Below are 18,576 nucleotides of genomic sequence, written 5' to 3'. Positions count from 1 at the left end.
CGGTGACGCTGCGACGTTCCGCCCCGAAACGCGCTCCTGGCAGCTCCGTCCGGCGCTCTGACGACCCGGACGACTTTATCCGTGGGCGGGTGGGCCGCCAAACCCCGCGCATCGCAGATGGCGCACATTGTCACGAACTCGTGACCGGTCGGGCAAGCTGGTGATCGGTCGGGCAAAGCGCCTCGGCTTCACACCCGCGCTCTGCGGCACCCACCTGCCCTTACCTGCGACCGTCCGCTACGCTTCCAGGCGCGGTCTTTACCGATACTTGGCGCTCAACGCGATGGAGAGAGTGGGAATGTCGGCAATGGGTGGGCGGGGGCCCGACGTCGTTCGCGGCCGCCGCCGTCACCGGTCAGGTATGGCCGCCGCGTGCGCCCTCGGCTTCGCACTCGTCGCCGCGGGAGGCGGACTCGCCGCGGCGGATACGCCGGGCTCGGAGTGGTACCTGGTCGACTTCCACTACCCGGACCTGCACAAGGCCGCGACCGGGGCCGGCGTGACAGTGGCCCTCGTGGGCACCGGGGTCGACCCGAAGCAGAGCGCCGTGGCGCAGGCGCTGATCCCCGGGGCCGACGTGTCCGGAACGACTCCGGGCACGGACACCGACGACGTGGCAACCGGTTACGACGGAACCCGGGTGGCGACGCTCATCGGCGGCGACGGCGGCGCCGGGCTGACCGGGCTGGCCCCGTCCGCGAAGATCATGCCGGTCAGGGTACAGACGGCGGACGAGAAGAATCCGGATTCGGCGCAGACGGCGCGGGGCGTGCGGTACGCCGTCGACCACGGCGCGAAGGTGGTCCTCGTCCTCTCCACGGTCACCACCGTCCAGGACGACCTCGTCCAAGCGGTCCGGTACGCCATCACCCACGACGACGTCGTCATCTCGCCCTCCGGCAACAACGGCAGCACCGACAACTCGGTCGACCCGGTGTGCGGCATAGCAGGCGTGGTCTGCGTCGCCGGCACCGACCAGAACGGCAAGAGTTCGCCGGAGTCCTCCACCGGATCGGAGGTCGACCTCGGCGCACCGTCCAAGAACCTCCTGGTGCCGACCAAGTCCGGAGTCACCGTCTTCTCCAGCAGCCACTACGCCGCCGCGCTGACGGCCGCCGAGGCCGCGCTGATCTTCTCGGTCCACCCGTCGTGGACCCAGGGCCAGGTCATCCGGGACATGCTCGGGCACACCTCGGGCGGCAACGCCGACGGCTCGCGCAAGGACAACAACGTCGGATACGGCATCATCGACCCGCTCGCCGCAGTCAACGCGGCCGCGCCGCAGCAGACCGACAACCCACTGGGCACCCCCTCGGCCGCCCCGCCTCCGCAGCCGCCGGCGACGCACGCGGCCCCCGGTTCGTCCTCCTCGTCGTCCGGATCATCCGGGTCGTCGCTGCCCCTCATTCTCGGCATCGTCGGCGCGGTGGTCGTCCTCGGCGGCGCGCTGCTCGGCTGGCTCTTCTTCCGGCGCCGTCACCCGCGCAACTACCTCAACGATCCCGGGTACGGCGCGGGGCAGCTCTACGTGCAGCCGACGGCGACGATCAACCCTGACGCTTACGGCGGCGGTCAGAATTGGGCGCAGGTTCCGCAATCCGCGCCGCAGTGGTACGAGGGCGAACAGCCACAGCAGCAGCCTTACCCGGCTCCGGAGCAGCAGTACGCCGCGCCCGCTCACGAGCAGCTCCACACCTCGGGTGAGCACGCGGCCGTGCCGCCGCCCGCAGGGGGCTGGCAGCAGCAGCCCCAGCCTTCGCAGACCCCGCAGTTGCCGCCCGAGTACATGGGCGAATGGGGTCTGGCCGCCGAGCCCCAGCCCGAGCCGGCCGCACCGGCGGACGACTCGGAGGGCTCCCGCGCCCCGGTGCGGGAAGAGAACGAATGACGGCGGGGCGCGGAGGCCGGCGCGCGCCCGGCACCGCCCACGCGCGTGCTCGCCACGCGGCGGCCCACCCCTGCCCCATCTCCCGCTACGACGCGCGCAGGCGGCCGCGGACGGCACGCCGCGGACACCTCGAAGGAGCGCTCCGTGTCCAGCGACCTCAACCTCGATAACCTCGATGAACAGGATCCGCTCGCGATCGACGGCGCCCCGTTCGGCTGGGACGCGAAGACGGACCTGCGCTCGTGGTGGCGCGCCTCGTGGCCGTGGCTGCTGTATCTGATCCCCGCGATCACGGTCTTCTGGTCGACCATCTACCATCCCTCCGCAGTACATCTGACCCACAACATGGGCGACCAGTACTTCTTCGAATGGGTTCTGAGCAGCACCGCGGACGCGGTCAAGGGTTTCCACAACCCGCTGTTCGCCGGGAGCATGAACGCTCCCAACGGGGTCAACCTGATGGCGAACAACGGCATCTTGCTCCTCGGCGTGCCGCTGACGCCGCTGACCCTGCTGTTCGGCGCGCCGCTGACCCTCGCCGTGATCCTGGTCGGCAACCTCGTCGGGACCGCAGCGGCGTGGCGCTGGTTCTTCAGCCGCCGCCTTCCGTCCGCCGGTGAGCCGGAGGCGGCGATTCCGGCCCAGGGCCGCGGTCGCCGCGGGCGCCGGGCCGCACCGACGCAGGCGGGCCGCACCGGGATCTCCCCGGTGGTGGCCTGGGTCGCCGGACTGGTCTGCGGCTTCGGGCCGGGATTGATCTCCCACTCGATCGGGCACCCCAACCTGTCGGCGCAGTGGCTGGCTCCGCTGATCGTCGACCGGGTGCTGCGCTTGTGCGAGCGACGCGACTGGCGACGCGACGGCGTGATCCTCGGCCTGCTGATCGCGGGGCAGGTCTTCCTGAGCGAGGAGATCGCGCTGATCACCGCGGTGGCGCTGGTCCTGTTCCTGGTGCTGTTCGCCGTCCAGAAGCCGGCCGCCGCGCGGGCGGCGCTGCCCGGCCTGGGCGGCGGAGCCGGGATCGCGGCCGTCGTCGCCGGCGCGATCGTCGCCTACCCGCTGTGGTTCCAGTTCAAGGGCCCGCAGTCGTACACGGCGATCCCCGACTCACCGCTCACCCACGCCGCGAACATCAAGTCGTACCTGGCCTTCCCGGCGCAGTCGCTGGCCGGGGGCGGATCGGTGCCGAGCGGCCTCGGCGTCACCGCCACGGAACAGGGCGCGCTGCTGGGCTGGCCCCTGCTCGCGCTTTTCGTCGTGGCGGCGATCTTCCGCATCCGCAACGCCGCGGCGCGTGCGGCCACTTTGACGGCCCTGGTGGCGATCGGGCTCTCGTTCGGTCCGCAGCCGAAGTACGGCCGCTCGGCAGCCGGCATCAAGGGTCTGTGGTACTACGTCGAATCGCTGCCCGTCGTCAAGGACGCACTGCCGGAGCGCGTCGCCCTCGCGGTCGTCCCACTCATCGTGTTCGTCGTGTTCGGCGCGGTCCAGCGGCTGGTGGGGCGGACGTCGCCCCGGCCTGCCCGCATCGGCGCCTGGGTCGCGGCGGCCGCCGCGCTGGTACCGCTCATCCCCACGCCGATCGGCACCACCGACCGCGCCCACCTGCCCGCGTTCATTGCCGACGGCCTGTGGTCGCAGTGCGTGGACCGCGGCCGCACGATGCTGACGGTGCCGATCGCCTCGGATGCGAACCGCGAGACCATGCGGTGGGTCGGTTACAGCGGAGCGGCGTTCTCGGTGCCCGGGACCAACGCATTCGTGCCCGGCAAGACCGGCGTCGCCCAGTACGGGCCCAACCCGACGAAGACCGCGTCCCTGCTGGACAAGATCGACAAGACCGGCACGATCCCACCGATCACCAGCGCCGTGCGCGCCCAGGCCGCGAAGGACCTGACGTACTGGGGCGTCCAGTGCGTGGCCGTGCTGCCCTCGTCGCCGCACGCCTCGCAGGACAAGAAGGCGCTGAACTCGATACTCGGCCAGGGCCAGCTGATCGGCGGCGTCTGGACCTGGCGGATCAGCGGCTGAGCCGCGCCTCCCCTGCCCTCGCGCGGCGCGATCCCGCGTCAGGAGAGCCCGGGTCCGTAGATCTTGGCCCGGTTCTTCGCGATGAGGCTGCGGTACTCGGCCGCGCCCACCGGATGGTCGGTCAGGAAATGGTCGTTCTGCGCGGACCCGTAGTTGAAGTAGACCAAGGCCTTGACTGTGTCGGGGTGCCGCTGCGCCCAGGCGAATACGAGGTCGAAGGGCTGCGGGACGTCCGGCTCGGTCGGCGCCCATTCGGCCATCATCGTGGGCTTGCCCCGGAGCGCCGCGAAGTTCGCCATCGCGTCCAGCCCGTCGGGGCCGTAGAGGAGCGAAGAGGCCCCGTTCGACTGCGGATACGCGTCGACGCCGATCCAGTCGACGTAACTGTCGCCGGGATACCACTGCTGCGACGCGGTGCCGCTCGGCTGCCCGACGTTAGGACACCAGACGAAGGCCGCGTTCGTCGCGCCGGCGGCCCAGAAGATCTGCCTGATGTGCCGCCAGGCGGCGATGTAATCCGCGGGCGCGACGTGACCGCTGCCCCACTGCTCGTACCAGGAGCCGTTCATCTCCCAGTCGAGCCGGATGAACACCGGCTTGCCGTAGGCGATGACCTCCTGCGCCTGGCGCTCGAGGTAGGCGTCCTTCGCGCCCGACACCACGGTGCCGCCGGTGAAGTCCACGCCCCAGGAGACCATCGGGATCGTGCCGGCCAGGTGATAGGAGTTCTCGATGATGTCGCGCAGCTCGCCCTCGTGCGCGACGTAGCCCCCGAGGATGCCGGGCTGCTTGAGCGCCGCGGCGTTGTCGAAGTCGGAAAGGGTGTCAGGATCCGATGACACCCCGAGGTAGTACTTGCCGGTTCCGGGCACGGCGGGCGGCTCCCCGGCACCGCTCGCAGCACTCTGCGTCGCCGCGATCAGGGGCGTCCTCGCCGCGGCGGCTCCCGGCTGCCGGAACGCCACGACACAGCCGAGGCCGACGATGAGCACGAGCACGGCCGCCAGCACCGCGTACAAGCGGAGTCGATGATCGGGCATCGCGAGAATTCTCCCCATCGCCCGCCTCTCAAGCCGACTCGGGCCGCGGGCGGCTCTGCATCACTTGGCCGGGCTCAGGATCTGGGTGAGCCATTTGAGCGCGTCGGGCACCGCGTTGTACCAGGTGTTGAAATTGTGGCCGCCGATATCCGAGATGTCGGTGGTGACGGCCATCGGGGACTTGGCCAGGCCGACGAACTGCATCGTGGGGGCGTAGTTCTCGTCGCCCTGCTTGCTCGCGGTCAGGAAGAGGGAGACCGGCGGCGGGGGCAGGTGCTGGATGCGCCACATCAGGTCGTTCTCGTTGCGCACGTCCTGGCTGTTGCCGTACAGGGTGCCGGTGGTGCTGTCCTGCAGCGCGCCGAAGTACCCGGATATGGAGGCTCCGGCGCTGAAGTGGTCCGAATACATCATCGGGATCTTGACGGCGCAGTAGCCGCCGGTCGAGTCGCCCACCACGCCCCAAGCCTTCGGGGAGGACTGGATCCGGTAGACGCCCTCGACGGCGGTGGGGATGTCCTGGACCCAGAACGTGAGCGCCTGCGGGCCGCCGGGCACATCGGTGCACTCGGTGTCGCGCCCGGAGACGATCATGGGTGTCAGCATGATGAGGATGACCGGCCGGTCCGTGCCGTCGTTGAGACCTTCGAGCAGCCGCGCCGGGAAGCGCAGCCGGGTGGACATCTCGTCGGCGGAACCGGGGAACCCCGACGGCACCAGGGCGACCGGGAACCGCGCGTCCTTGTACTGGGGCTGGAAGTACTGCGGCGGCAGGTAGACCTCGACGTTCTGAACGAGACCGGAACGCAGACCCTGGATGCGGTCGTATTGGATCTGGCCGTACTTCTGCGGGTCCGAGCCGCCCAGCAGCGCTGCGCCACCCTTGCCGTCGACGGTGAGCACGGAGGACTTCGCGCCGGACCCCGTCACACCCGACACGTTCCCGCCCACCGACGCGGCGGAGGGCGCCTGTGCCATCGTGATCGTGTTCTGCGGGTGGAGCGTGCCGAACAGATCGCTCCAGGAGGCGTAGAACTCGAAATGAGCGTTGACCAGCGCGGCGAACAGGGCGAGCGCGGACAGCTGCGCCACCATGAACAGCCCGACGCGACCGGCGACCGGCTTGACGGCGTTGCGCCCGAGCCTCGGCCACAGCCAGACGACCACCGCGACCAGAGCGAGCGTCAGAATCGCCAGCAGCGTGAGGAAAGGCGCGCCGTCGAGGCTGAGCATGCGTGGTCCACCTTCATCGAGCCCTGAGTTGATCGGGTCCGGTACTCTCCACGCGCCTCACACCCGTCCCCCTGCGCGCCGTAGGACGCCGCGGTGCGCGTCCCCGGTTGCCCGCTGCGACAAGTATGCCCGGGAACGCACCCGGACGTCGGGCGGGTTGCCCCGGCGGACACGAAAAACTGCCGCCCGGGACTCGCGTGGAGTCCCGGGCGGCGGCTTGGTGCAGGGTGCTGCGATACTACCGGCGCACTACTTGACGATCTTCGTCACCCGGCCGGCGCCGACGGTGCGACCGCGCTGTGCTCAATAGAGGGCGGCCCGCCCGTCGGCGCCAGTGACCGTGTTACTTGACGATCTTGGTGACCCGGCCGGCGCCGACGGTGCGGCCGCCCTCGCGGATGGCGAAGCGCAGGCCCTCCTCCATGGCGATCGGCTGGATCAGCGCGACCTTCATCTCGGTGTTGTCGCCCGGCATGACCATCTCGGTGCCCTCGGGGAGGGTCACCACGCCGGTCACGTCGGTCGTCCGGAAGTAGAACTGCGGACGGTAGTTGTTGAAGAACGGCGTGTGCCGACCGCCCTCGTCCTTGGACAGGATGTAGACCTGGCCCTCGAAGTCGGTGTGCGGGGTGATCGAGCCGGGCTTGACCACGACCTGGCCGCGCTCCACGTCGTCGCGCTTGGTGCCGCGCAGCAGCAGGCCGACGTTCTCGCCCGCCTGGCCCTCGTCGAGCAGCTTGCGGAACATCTCCACACCGGTGACGGTGGTGGTCTGCTTGGCCTCCTTGATACCGACGATGTCGACGGTCTCGTTGACCTTGACGACGCCGCGCTCGATCCGGCCGGTGACGACCGTGCCGCGGCCGGTGATCGTGAAGACGTCCTCGATCGGCATCAGGAACGGCTTGTCGATCTCGCGCTCCGGCTGCGGGATGAACTCGTCGACCGCGTCGAGCAGGCCGAGCAGCTTCTCGCTCCACTCGGCGTTGCCCTCGAGCGCCTTGAGCGCCGAGACGCGCACGACCGGCAGGTCGTCGCCCGGGAACTCGTACTCGGAGAGCAGCTCGCGGACCTCGAGCTCGACCAGCTCGAGGATCTCCTCGTCGTCCACCATGTCGGTCTTGTTCAGCGCGACCACGATGTACGGGACGCCGACCTGGCGGGCCAGCAGCACGTGCTCCTTGGTCTGCGGCATCGGGCCGTCGGTGGCGGCGACCACCAGGATCGCGCCGTCCATCTGGGCGGCACCGGTGATCATGTTCTTGATGTAGTCCGCGTGACCGGGGCAGTCCACGTGCGCGTAGTGGCGCTTCTCGGTCTGGTACTCGACGTGCGCGATGGAGATGGTGATACCGCGCTGGCGCTCTTCCGGGGCCTTGTCGATCTGGTCGAACGCGGAGGCCTGGTTGAGCGTCGGGTACTTGTCGTGCAGCACCTTGGTGATGGCCGCGGTGAGCGTGGTCTTGCCGTGGTCGATGTGACCGATGGTGCCGATGTTGACGTGCGGCTTAGTCCGCTCGAACTTCGCCTTCGCCACGGTGTCCTCCTGTGGACTGGTGCGGTGCCTGGGTGAACTGGTTGCCCACCCATGCGGCGTACTGGATAGGTGGATCGGCTTGGGCTACTCGCCGCGCGCCTTCTTGATGATCTCTTCCGCGATGCTCCGGGGAACCTCGGCGTAAGAGTCGAACTGCATGCTGTAGGAGGCCCGGCCCGAGGTCTTCGACCGCAGGTCGCCGACGTAGCCGAACATCTCCGACAGCGGAACCAGGGCCTTGACGACCCGGGAGCCGAACCGCTCCTCCATGGCCTGGATCTGGCCACGGCGGGAGTTCAGGTCGCCGATCACGTCGCCCAGGTAGTCCTCCGGGGTGGTGACCTCGACCGCCATCATCGGCTCGAGCAGCGCCGGGTCGGCCTTGCGGGCCGCCTCCTTGAACGCCATCGAACCGGCGATCTTGAACGCGAGCTCCGAGGAGTCCACCTCGTGGTACGCGCCGTCCTGCAGGGTGACCTTCACGCCGACCAGCGGATAGCCGGCGAGCACGCCGAACTCCATCGCCTCCTGGCAGCCCGCGTCCACCGACGGGATGTACTCCCGCGGGATGCGGCCGCCGGTGACGGCGTTGACGAACTCGTACCCCTCGCCGCCCTCGATCGGCTCGATGCCGATGATGACGCGCGCGTACTGGCCCGAACCGCCGGTCTGCTTCTTGTGCGTGTACTCGACCTTCGCGACCTCGCGCCGGATGGTCTCCCGGTAGGCGACCTGCGGCTTGCCGACGTTGGCCTCGACCCTGAACTCGCGGCGCATCCGGTCGACCAGGATCTCCAGGTGCAGTTCGCCCATCCCGGAGATGATGGTCTGCCCGGTCTCCTCGTCCGTGCGGACCTGGAACGACGGGTCCTCCTCGGCGAGCCGCTGGATCGCGGTGCCGAGCCTCTCCTGGTCGCTCTTGGTCTTCGGCTCGATGGCCACCGAGATGACCGGGGCCGGGAAGTTCATCGACTCCAGGATCACCGGGTTCGCCGGGTCGCACAGGGTCTCGCCGGTGGTGGTGTCCTTCAGGCCCATCACCGCGACGATGTCGCCCGCGACGACGAACGGGATCTCCTCGCGCTTGTTCGCGTGCATCCGGTAGATCTTGCCGATCCGCTCCTTGCGGCCCTTGACCGAGTTCAGCACCTGCGAACCCGACTCGAGCCGGCCGGAGTAGACCCGGACGAAGGTGAGCTTGCCCAGGTGCGGGTCGCTCATGATCTTGAACGCCAGCGCCGAGAGCGGCTCGTCCTCGGACGGGTGGCGGTGGATGACGGTCTCCTCGTCGCCGACCGCGTGGCCGTCGATCGCCTCGACGTCCAGCGGCGACGGCAGGTACCGCACGATCGCGTCGAGCAGCGGCTGCACGCCCTTGTTCTTGAACGCGGTGCCGCAGAAGACCGGGGTGATCGCGGAGGCCAGGGTGGCCCGGCGGATGCCCGCGTAGAGCTGCTCGATGGTGGGCTCGGTGCCCTCCAGGTACAGCTCCATCAGCTCCTCGTCGGCCTCGGCGGAGGTCTCGACCAGCCGGTCGCGCCACTCCTGGGCCGCCTCGGTGTGCGTCGCCGGGATGTCGACGGTGTCGTACATCTCGCCGAGCTTCGCCTCGGGGTTCCAGACCAGGGCCTGCATGGTGACCAGGTCGATGACGCCCTTGAAGTCGGCCTCGGCGCCGATCGGCAGCTGCATGACCAGCGGCACGGCGTTGAGCCGGGAGACGATCATGTCCACGCAGCGGTGGAACTCCGCGCCGGTGCGGTCCAGCTTGTTCACGAAGCAGATGCGGGGCACGCCGTACCGGTTGGCCTGGTTCCAGACCGTCTCGGACTGCGGCTCCACGCCGGCCACGCCATCGAAGACCGCGACGGCGCCGTCGAGGACGCGCAGCGACCGCTCGACCTCGACGGTGAAGTCCACGTGGCCGGGGGTGTCGATGATGTTGATGGTGTGGTCGACGTCGTCCGTCTTCCAGTGGCAGGTGACGGCGGCGGAGGTGATGGTGATCCCCCGCTCCTGCTCCTGCTCCATCCAGTCGGTGGTGGCGGCGCCGTCGTGGACCTCGCCGATCTTGTAGCTCATCCCGGTGTAGTACAGGATGCGCTCGGTCGTGGTGGTCTTTCCGGCGTCGATGTGCGCCATGATGCCGATGTTTCGGACCTTGGCGAGGTCGAGCGCGGCGTTCGTGGCCATGGTGGCTCGTCTACTTTCGCGAGTCGGAAAGGGTTGCTACCGGCTTACCAGCGGTAGTGCGCGAAGGCCTTGTTGGCCTCGGCCATCTTGTGGGTGTCCTCGCGTCGTTTCACGGAGGCGCCCAGACCGTTGGAAGCGTCCAGAAGCTCGTTCATCAGCCGCTCGGTCATCGTCTTCTCGCGGCGGGCGCGCGAGTAGGTGACCAGCCAGCGCAGCGCCAGGGTGTTCGACCGGCCGGCCCGGACCTCGACCGGGACCTGGTAGGTCGCGCCGCCGACCCGGCGGGACTTGACCTCGATGGCCGGCTTGACGTTCTCCAGGGCGCGCTTGAGCGTGATGACCGGGTCGGTTCCGGTCTTCTCGCGGCAGCCCTCGAGGGCGCCGTAGACGATGCGCTCGGCGGTGGAGCGCTTGCCGTCGAGCAGTACCTTGTTCACCAGCTGGGTCACCAGCGGAGAGTTGTAGACCGGGTCGATGACGACCGGGTGCTTCGGGGCCGGGCCCTTGCGAGGCATTACTTCTTCTCCTTCTTGGCGCCGTAGCGGCTACGAGCCTGCTTGCGGTTCTTGACACCCTGGGTGTCCAGCGAGCCGCGGATGATCTTGTAGCGCACGCCGGGAAGGTCCTTGACTCGGCCGCCGCGCACGAGCACGATCGAGTGCTCCTGCAGGTTGTGGCCGACCCCCGGGATGTAGGCCGTGACCTCGATGCCGCTGGACAGGCGCACGCGGGCGACCTTGCGCAGGGCCGAGTTCGGCTTCTTCGGGGTGGTGGTGTAGACGCGGGTGCACACACCGCGCCGCTGCGGGCTGCCCTTGAGCGCAGGAGTCTTGGTCTTGGAGACCTTGTCCTGCCGGCCCTTGCGGACCAACTGCTGGATCGTGGGCACTGCTTCTCCGTCTTCCGATCGTGCCAAGCCTTCGGCCGGGGCGCCGCGCCCTCTCGGGCGGGGCGGCGGCCAGGCGTCCTCTGGCGAAATATGGTTGCCGTGCCCGGGACTGTCCGGTTTCTCCGACCCACGAGGTCGGGTGTGTCGCGGCTTGCTCCAACGGGCCTGACCCGACTTTCGTGGGTCGCTCCGCCCGTGAGAGCCTCCGTGCGGTCCCAGTTGAGGACGGGCCGCGGAGCCCACGGCGGCAAGCCGTGATATGCGCGCGCACGGGTAGCCGGGGAAACCCCAGGCACAAGGTGAGAGCGTACCGACGGGCCATGCCTCCGGTCAAAACGGCCATCGTTCCGACAGAATGCACGGCACCGGCGCTCGCACGCACCGTTCATCTATTCTCTCATGGCCGGATGTGTGGGCAAAAACGCTTATCCCCAACGGCCCCTTACGAATCAGGGAATGTGTGGGGTCGCAGGGTTAGTGGTTAGTACGGTGGTGTCACGAAGGAGCCAGGGCCGGCCAAGGGCGGCTGCGCCTACACCGTAAAGGTGGGACCGGCGTCACTTGGTGGCCACTGTGGTGGGCGACCCCGGGCCGCCAGGGGGACCTCCGATCGCCGTGCCGGACGCCGACGCGGGACCGGCCGGACTCGATGCAGCGCTGGAACTCGGGCTCGAACTCGCGCTGGGGCTCGCCGTCGCCGACGGGCTGGACGGCGGCGCCGACGTCGCGGCGGTGGACGTGTGCGGGGCACTGGTCGCGGTCGTCGGGGGCGCGCTGCTGGTGGGTGCGGTGGGCGTCGGAAGATTGATGGTGCCCGCCGAGCCGCTTACGGTCACGTTCGGCGGCGGCGGGGCGGTGGTACGGCCGACGTTGTTGGCGATGATGAGGCCCACCGCGGCCCCGACCGCTGCGAGCAGAAGCGCGAGGCCGACGAGCAGCCCTGCGGAGCGCCGTTTGGAGGCTTGTGCGGGAGATCCACGGTGGATGGGGGTGGTCGGGTAATCCCGCACCGCTATGTCCGTCCGCGTGCCGAATTCCGTCGGCGGGACCACGAGCGGCATCGTGCTGGGCTCGGCTTCGCGATCAGCCGCGCGCTCGATCGGGACCAGCGGGGCGATCCGCTCCTCGACCGCGGCCGCCGTCGGGCGCGCGGCCGGGTCGTCGGCCAGCATCTCGCCCAAGAGCTCGATGAGGACCGGCGGCATTCCCGCTTCGCGCAGCGGCTCGGTATCCAGTCGGCGCTCCGCATCCGCCGCGGTACCCGCGACCGCCCGCCACATGAGTTCGCCGAGCGCGCGGACGTCGTCCGCGGCGGCGACGGCCACCGCCGCCGCATCGCCGCCGCCCACGGCGTGTTCGAGCCCGGCGCCCATGATCTTGACGCGCCTGTCGTCGAAGACCGCGAGGCTGTCGGGGCCCAGCGCCCCATGCGCGACCCCGATCGCGTGCAGCGCGGCGAGACCGGCGCTCGTCTGCCGTCCCCAGTCCGCGACGCGCGTCCAGGGCTGCGGGCCGGTCTCCATCAGATGGCCGAGCGTGCGCCCCGCGGACCATTCGGAGACTGCGTAGCGCACCCGCTCAGCCCCGCTGCCCACGACCCCGATGTCGTAGAGGGCAGCCACGTGCGGATTAGTCAGCCGGGCGATGCGCGTCTGCGTTGACTCCGGCTCAGACTCCGCTGCCCCGCTCGGCCCGGCTTCGCCCGCCGCTCCTTCGTCCGCGGCGTCCTCATCCGCCTCGCCCGGTTCACGCTCGAGCCGGAGCGCCACCGCACGCGCCAGCCGCGTGTCGTACGCCTCCCAATGCTCGACATCCGCCGTCCCGGCGACCAGGCGGTCCAAGCGGTACCGGTCAGCCACCGAATCGCCTGCGTGGCCGAACGTCATCCGGGCGCCTCCGTCAGAACACAGTGATCGTCGATGATCCGCCGACAGTCGTGCGGACCATTGTTCCCCATCGACGGCGCGGGTCTGCCGCGCCCGCCCCGATCACTTGATCAGGAAACTGTAGATCAGCTGAATCAGCGGACCGCCCGCGTAGAAGAAGATGATCCCGCACCACACGATCACCCAGCACCAGCCCAGGCGCCGCGCCCACACCGCCAGCGGCACGCCTTCCAGCTCGCCGCCGGACGCCGCGATCTCCCGAAGCGCCGCGCTGCCCCGCCGGATCGCGATCACGCCGCCAAACACCGGAAGCATCCAGCCGACCGCCGCGAACGCGAGCGCGCCGACGGCCGTGCGAGCCGTCTTGGGCACGACCTGGGCGCCGCGCGCGGAAGGCAGGGGGCCGCCCGCCCCCGGTTGCCCGCCCGGCCCGGCCTGGTAGCGCGGCCTGCCGAGTTCGTTGTCGTGCTCGGTGTTCACAGGGGGACCATACTGCCCCGCGGCGCCGGATGGACGACGCCTGAGTCACTGCTCCGCTCCGGCCACCCGCTTCGATCATCCGTTTCGATCATCCGCTTCGCCTGAAGAACCGCGCGGCGTCGATCTCCACCTCGAAGGGCGCCGGAGCGTGAGCTTCCCGCCGAACGGGGCACGCCACCCACGCGCCCTGCCCCTCAACCAACGCACCGCGCCCCCGGTCCCTTGCGGGAGCCGGGGGCGCGGTGGTCGTGCGCTGCCTTACCTAGGCGGCTGCGGCCTTAGACAGGCTCAGCCGGTGTAGCCGCCGAAGTCGTACTCCTCTAGCGGGACGGCCTGGCCCGAACCCACGCCGAACGGCGCGTAGTCCAGGTCGTCGTAGCCCGCCAGCGAGTACATCTGGGCCTTGGCCTCCTCGGTCGGCTCCACCTTGATGTTGCGGTAGCGGTGCATGCCGGTGCCGGCCGGGATCAGCTTGCCGATGATCACGTTCTCCTTCAGGCCGACCAGCGAGTCCGACTTGCCGTGGATCGCGGCGTCGGTCAGCACCCGGGTGGTCTCCTGGAAGGAGGCCGCGGACAGCCACGAGTCGGTGGCCAGCGAGGCCTTCGTGATGCCCATCAGCTGCGGACGGCCCGAGGCCGGCTGGCCGCCCTCGGAGATCACCCGGCGGTTCTCCTCCTCGAACTTGCCGCGCTCGACCAGGTCGCCGGCCAGCAGCTCCGAGTCGCCGGTCTCGATGATCGTCACCCGGCGCAGCATCTGCCGGACGATGATCTCGATGTGCTTGTCGTGGATCGACACGCCCTGCGACCGGTAGACGCTCTGGACCTCGTGGACCAGGTGCACCTGCACCGCCCGCTGGCCGAGCACGCGCAGCACGTCGTGCGGGTTGGCCGCGCCCTGGACCAGCTTCTGCCCGACCGTGACCACCTCGCCCTCGCTCACCAGCAGCCGGGACCGCTTGGAGACCGGGTAGGCGATCTCCTCGCTGCCGTCGTTCGGCACGATGACCAGCTTGCGGGTGCGCTCGGTGTCCTCGATCTTGACCACGCCGGCCGCCTCGGCGATCGGGGCGACACCGCGCGGGGTGCGCGCCTCGAACAGCTCGATGACACGCGGCAGGCCCTGCGTGATGTCGTCGCCCGCCACACCACCGGTGTGGAAGGTGCGCATCGTCAGCTGGGTGCCGGGCTCGCCGATCGACTGGGCGGCGATGATGCCGACCGCCTCGCCGACATCGACGAGCTTGCCGGTGGCCAGCGAGCGGCCGTAGCACATCGCGCAGGTGCCGACCTTCGACTCGCAGGTCAGCACCGAGCGGACCTTGACCTCGGTGACGCCGTGCTTGATCAGCTCGCCGATCGCCACGTCGCCCAGGTCCGCGCCGGCCTGGATCAGGACCTTGCCCTCGACCGCCACGTCCTCGGCGAGGTTGCGCGAGTACACCGAGGACTCGACGTCGTCGGCGCGCCGCAGCGAGCCGTCGGCCGTCCGCAGCGCGATGACCATCGAGATGCCGCGGTCGGTCTGGCAGTCCTCCTCGCGGATGATGACGTCCTGCGAGACGTCCACCAGACGCCGGGTCAGGTAACCCGAGTCGGCGGTCCGCAGCGCCGTGTCCGCCAGGCCCTTGCGCGCGCCGTGCGTGGAGATGAAGTACTCCAGCACGGTCAGGCCCTCGCGGAAGGACGCCTTGATCGGGCGGGCGATGGTCTCGTTCTTCGCGTTCGACACCAGGCCGCGCATACCGGCGATCTGCCGCATCTGCATGAAGTTTCCGCGGGCGCCCGAGTCGACCATCATGAAGATCGGGTTCTGCCGCGGGAAGTTGGCCTCCATCGCCTTGGCGACCTCGTTGGTCGCCTCGGTCCAGATGGAGATCAGCTCCTGCTGCCGCTCGTCCTTGGTGATCAGACCGCGCTCGTACTGCTTCTGGACCTTGTCGGCCTTCGCCTCGTAGCCCTCCAGGATCTGGCCCTTGGTCGGCGGCACGACGATGTCCTCGATCGCGATGGTGACACCCGAGCGGGTGGCCCAGTAGAAGCCCGCCGCCTTCAGGTTGTCCAGGGTCATCGCGACCTGGACCTTCGGGTAGCGCTCCGCCAGGTCGTTGACGATGCTGGACAGCTGCTTCTTGGAGACCGACTCGTTGACGTACGGGTAGTCCAGCGGCAGGGCCTCGTTGAACAGCGCCCGGCCGAGGGTGGTGCGCAGCCGGAAGGGCTGGCCCGACTCCCAGTCGTCCGGCGCGACCCAGCCGCGCGGCGGCACGGCCTCGATCAGCCGCAGGTCGATCGGCGCCTGCAGGTCGAGCTCGCGGGCGTCGAAGGCCATGATCGCCTCGCCGATCGAGCCGAACGAGCGGCCCTCACCGATGACGCCGTCCCGGTCCATGGTCAGGAAGAACAGGCCGAGGACCATGTCCTGGGTCGGCGCGGTGATCGGGCGGCCGTTGGCCGGCGACAGGATGTTGTTCGAGGACAGCATCAGGATGCGGGCCTCGGCCTGCGCCTCCGCGGACAGCGGCAGGTGCACGGCCATCTGGTCGCCGTCGAAGTCCGCGTTGAACGCGGTGCACACCAGCGGGTGGATCTGGATCGCCTTGCCCTCGACCAGCTGCGGCTCGAAGGCCTGGATGCCCAGGCGGTGCAGCGTGGGCGCGCGGTTGAGCAGCACCGGGTGCTCGGTGATGACCTCTTCCAGCACGTCCCACACGACCGAGCGGGCCCGCTCGACCATGCGCTTGGCCGACTTGATGTTCTGCGCGTGGTTCAGGTCCACCAGGCGCTTCATCACGAACGGCTTGAACAGCTCCAGCGCCATCGCCTTGGGCAGGCCGCACTGGTGTAGCTTGAGCTGCGGGCCGACGACGATGACCGAACGCGCCGAGTAGTCGACGCGCTTGCCCAGCAGGTTCTGCCGGAAGCGGCCCTGCTTGCCCTTGAGCATGTCGGACAGCGACTTGAGCGGCCGGTTGCCGGGACCGGTGACCGGGCGTCCGCGGCGGCCGTTGTCGAACAGCGCGTCCACGGCCTCCTGGAGCATCCGCTTCTCGTTGTTCACGATGATCTCGGGCGCGCCGAGGTCGAGCAGCCGCTTGAGCCGGTTGTTCCGGTTGATCACCCGGCGGTACAGGTCGTTCAGGTCGGAGGTGGCGAACCGGCCACCGTCGAGCTGCACCATCGGGCGCAGGTCCGGCGGGATGACCGGGACGCAGTCCAGCACCATGCCCATGGGGCTGTTGCTGGTCTGCAGGAACGCCGAGACGACCTTGAGCCGCTTGAGGGCGCGGGTCTTCTTCTGGCCCTTGCCGGTGCGGATGACCTCGCGCAGCGACTCGGCCTCGGCGTCGAGGTCGAAGGTCTCCAGACGCTTCTGGAGGGCCGCCGCGCCCATGCCGCCGGAGAAGTACAGGCCGAAGCGGTCCCGCATCTCGCGGTAGAGGATCTCGTCCCCCTCCAGGTCCTGGACCTTGAGGTTCTTGAACCGGGACCAGACCTCGTCGAGCCGGTCCAGCTCGCGCTGGGCCCGGTCGCGGATCTGCTTCATCTCCCGCTCGCCGGACTCGCGCACCTTGCGCCGCTGGTCCGCCTTGGCCCCCTCGGCCTCCAGGGCCGCGAGGTCCTCCTCGAGCTTCTTCTGCCGGGCCTCGAGCTCCGCGTCCCGGCGCTGCTCCATCTGCTGGCGCTCCACCGAGATCTTCGCCTCGAGGGACGGCAGGTCGCGGGTGCGCCGCTCGTCGTCCACCCAGGTGATCATGTAGGCGGCGAAGTAGATGACCTTCTCCAGGTCCTTCGGCGCCAGGTCGAGCAGGTAGCCGAGCCGGGACGGGACGCCCTTGAAGTACCAGATGTGCGTGACCGGAGCGGCCAGCTCGATGTGGCCCATCCGCTCGCGCCGCACCTTGGCCCGGGTCACCTCGACGCCGCAGCGCTCGCAGATGATGCCCTTGAACCGGACCCGCTTGTACTTACCGCAGTAGCACTCCCAGTCCCGGGTCGGGCCGAAGATCTTCTCGCAGAAGAGGCCGTCCTTCTCGGGCTTGAGGGTGCGGTAGTTGATGGTTTCGGGCTTCTTGACCTCGCCGTAGGACCACTGGCGGATGTCCTCGGCGGTCGCGAGGCCGATGCGGAGTTCGTCGAAGAAGTTGACGTCAAGCACGTGTGTCAATCCTTATGGTTCGTACCGCGGCGAGGGGGAAGTCCCGCAGCGGCGAAGTGAATCCATGTCTCGAGAGCTTGTGGCCGCCGGACCGGGCCGATTTCCCCCTCGGGATCCGGCCCGGCGGCCTACGCTCAGACTTCTTCGACGCTGCTCGGCTCGCGCCGGGACAGGTCGATACCCAGCTCTTCGGCGGCCCGGAAGACGTCCTCATCCGTGTCGCGCAGTTCGATGTTGTTGCCGTCCGAGGACAGCACCTCGACGTTCAGGCAGAGCGACTGCATCTCCTTGATGAGCACCTTGAACGACTCGGGGATGCCCGGCTCGGGGATGTTCTCGCCCTTGACGATGGCCTCGTACACCTTGACCCGCCCGAGCACGTCGTCGGACTTGATGGTGAGCAGCTCCTGCAGCGCGTAGGCGGCGCCGTAGGCCTCCAGGGCCCACACCTCCATCTCACCGAAGCGCTGCCCGCCGAACTGCGCCTTACCGCCCAGCGGCTGCTGGGTGATCATGGAGTACGGGCCGGTGGACCGCGCGTGGATCTTGTCGTCCACGAGGTGCAGCAGCTTGAGGATGTAGATGTAGCCGACGGAGACCGGGTCCTTGAACGGCTCGCCGGTGCGCCCGTCGTACAGGGTGGTCTTGCCGGTCGAGCCGATCAGCTGGTTGCCGTCCCTGTTCGGCAGCGTGGAACCGAGCAGGCCGGTGATCTCCTCCTCGTGCGCGCCGTCGAAGACCGGGGTGGCCACGTTGGTGCCAGGCTCACTCGAGTCGGCGCCGATCGCGCGCAGCCGGTCCTTCCACTCCTCGTCCGTGCCGTTGACCTGCCAGCCAGTCTTCGCGACCCACCCGAGGTGAGTTTCGAGGACCTGGCCGACGTTCATCCGGCCGGGAACGCCCAGCGGGTTCAGCACGATGTCCACCGGGGTCCCGTCGGCGAGGAACGGCATGTCCTCGACCGGCAGGATCTTGGAGATGACACCCTTGTTCCCGTGGCGGCCCGCCAGCTTGTCGCCGTCGGTGATCTTCCGCTTCTGGGCCACGTACACGCGGACCAGCTCGTTGACGCCGGGCGGCAGCTCGTCGCCGTCCTCGCGGGTGAACACCCGGACGCCGATGACCTTGCCCTCCTCGCCGTGCGGCACCTTGAGGGACGTGTCACGGACCTCGCGGGCCTTCTCGCCGAAGATCGCCCTCAGCAGGCGCTCCTCGGGCGTGAGCTCGGTCTCGCCCTT

At 69.3% G+C, this 18,576-nt stretch carries 11 protein-coding genes and 1 pseudogene; 2 read left to right on the top strand and 10 right to left on the bottom strand.

Annotated elements, in window-relative coordinates:
• Positions 1–361: 361 nt before the first annotated feature.
• Both VGZ32_RS04340 and VGZ32_RS04335 read left to right on the top strand, forming a co-directional pair.
• Entirely contained in the window at positions 362–1,888 is a 1,527-nt protein-coding gene (locus tag VGZ32_RS04340; protein ID WP_326884493.1) for a S8 family serine peptidase, read from the top strand.
• A 144-nt stretch (positions 1,889–2,032) separates the two neighbouring features.
• On the top strand, positions 2,033–3,919 hold the full coding sequence (locus VGZ32_RS04335) for a hypothetical protein (protein WP_326884492.1): 1,887 nt from the start codon (positions 2,033–2,035) through the stop codon (positions 3,917–3,919).
• Positions 3,920–3,957: 38 nt separating this feature from the next.
• Here the strand turns inward: VGZ32_RS04335 and VGZ32_RS04330 are convergent, their stop codons facing one another.
• The 10 genes and pseudogenes from VGZ32_RS04330 to VGZ32_RS04285 form a co-directional block, all read right to left on the bottom strand.
• Positions 3,958–4,959, bottom strand: a complete 1,002-nt coding sequence (locus VGZ32_RS04330) for a glycoside hydrolase family 26 protein (protein WP_326884491.1) — start codon at positions 4,957–4,959, stop codon at positions 3,958–3,960.
• A gap of 60 nt (positions 4,960–5,019) precedes the next feature.
• Positions 5,020–6,192, bottom strand: a complete 1,173-nt coding sequence (locus VGZ32_RS04325; protein ID WP_326884490.1) for an alpha/beta hydrolase — start codon at positions 6,190–6,192, stop codon at positions 5,020–5,022.
• A gap of 343 nt (positions 6,193–6,535) precedes the next feature.
• A complete protein-coding gene (gene tuf, locus VGZ32_RS04320; protein ID WP_326884489.1) occupies positions 6,536–7,729 on the bottom strand; it encodes an elongation factor Tu in 1,194 nt (397 codons plus the stop codon).
• A gap of 84 nt (positions 7,730–7,813) precedes the next feature.
• Positions 7,814–9,922 (bottom strand): elongation factor G, encoded by a 2,109-nt coding sequence (gene fusA / locus VGZ32_RS04315; RefSeq protein ID WP_326884488.1) that lies wholly within the window; start codon positions 9,920–9,922, stop codon positions 7,814–7,816.
• Positions 9,923–9,966: 44 nt separating this feature from the next.
• Positions 9,967–10,437: a 30S ribosomal protein S7 gene (rpsG, locus tag VGZ32_RS04310; protein ID WP_326884487.1), complete on the bottom strand. Its 471-nt coding sequence runs from the start codon at positions 10,435–10,437 to the stop codon at positions 9,967–9,969.
• Positions 10,437–10,811: a 30S ribosomal protein S12 gene (gene rpsL / locus VGZ32_RS04305; protein WP_034266172.1), complete on the bottom strand. Its 375-nt coding sequence runs from the start codon at positions 10,809–10,811 to the stop codon at positions 10,437–10,439. The genes rpsG and rpsL overlap by 1 nt, the downstream gene beginning before the upstream one ends.
• Before the next feature lie 557 nt (positions 10,812–11,368).
• Positions 11,369–12,697 (bottom strand): hypothetical protein, encoded by a 1,329-nt coding sequence (locus VGZ32_RS04300; protein ID WP_326884486.1) that lies wholly within the window; start codon positions 12,695–12,697, stop codon positions 11,369–11,371.
• A gap of 102 nt (positions 12,698–12,799) precedes the next feature.
• Positions 12,800–13,177 (bottom strand): DUF4190 domain-containing protein, encoded by a 378-nt coding sequence (locus VGZ32_RS04295; protein WP_326884485.1) that lies wholly within the window; start codon positions 13,175–13,177, stop codon positions 12,800–12,802.
• A gap of 288 nt (positions 13,178–13,465) precedes the next feature.
• On the bottom strand, positions 13,466–17,338 hold the full coding sequence (locus VGZ32_RS04290; RefSeq protein WP_326884484.1) for a DNA-directed RNA polymerase subunit beta': 3,873 nt from the start codon (positions 17,336–17,338) through the stop codon (positions 13,466–13,468).
• Between the two features lie 134 nt (positions 17,339–17,472).
• Positions 17,473–18,576: pseudogene (locus tag VGZ32_RS04285) on the bottom strand (DNA-directed RNA polymerase subunit beta); the annotation flags it as partial.

The organism is Actinocrinis sp. (assembly GCF_035938995.1).
In the GTDB taxonomy this organism is placed as follows: Bacteria; Actinomycetota; Actinomycetes; order Streptomycetales; family Catenulisporaceae; genus DASZGI01.
The sequence above is the reverse complement of the archived record's forward strand: the minus strand, read 5'-3'. Positions and strand labels throughout refer to the sequence as shown.

Coding starts and splice junctions, on each gene's coding strand:
- VGZ32_RS04340 (WP_326884493.1), top strand. CDS start 362: ATGGCCGCCGCGTGCGCCCTCGGCTTCGCACTCGTCGCCGCGGGAGGC.
- VGZ32_RS04330 (WP_326884491.1), bottom strand. CDS start 4,959: ATGCCCGATCATCGACTCCGCTTGTACGCGGTGCTGGCGGCCGTGCTC.
- VGZ32_RS04325 (WP_326884490.1), bottom strand. CDS start 6,192: ATGCTCAGCCTCGACGGCGCGCCTTTCCTCACGCTGCTGGCGATTCTG.
- fusA (WP_326884488.1), bottom strand. CDS start 9,922: ATGGCCACGAACGCCGCGCTCGACCTCGCCAAGGTCCGAAACATCGGC.
- rpsG (WP_326884487.1), bottom strand. CDS start 10,437: ATGCCTCGCAAGGGCCCGGCCCCGAAGCACCCGGTCGTCATCGACCCG.
- VGZ32_RS04300 (WP_326884486.1), bottom strand. CDS start 12,697: ATGACGTTCGGCCACGCAGGCGATTCGGTGGCTGACCGGTACCGCTTG.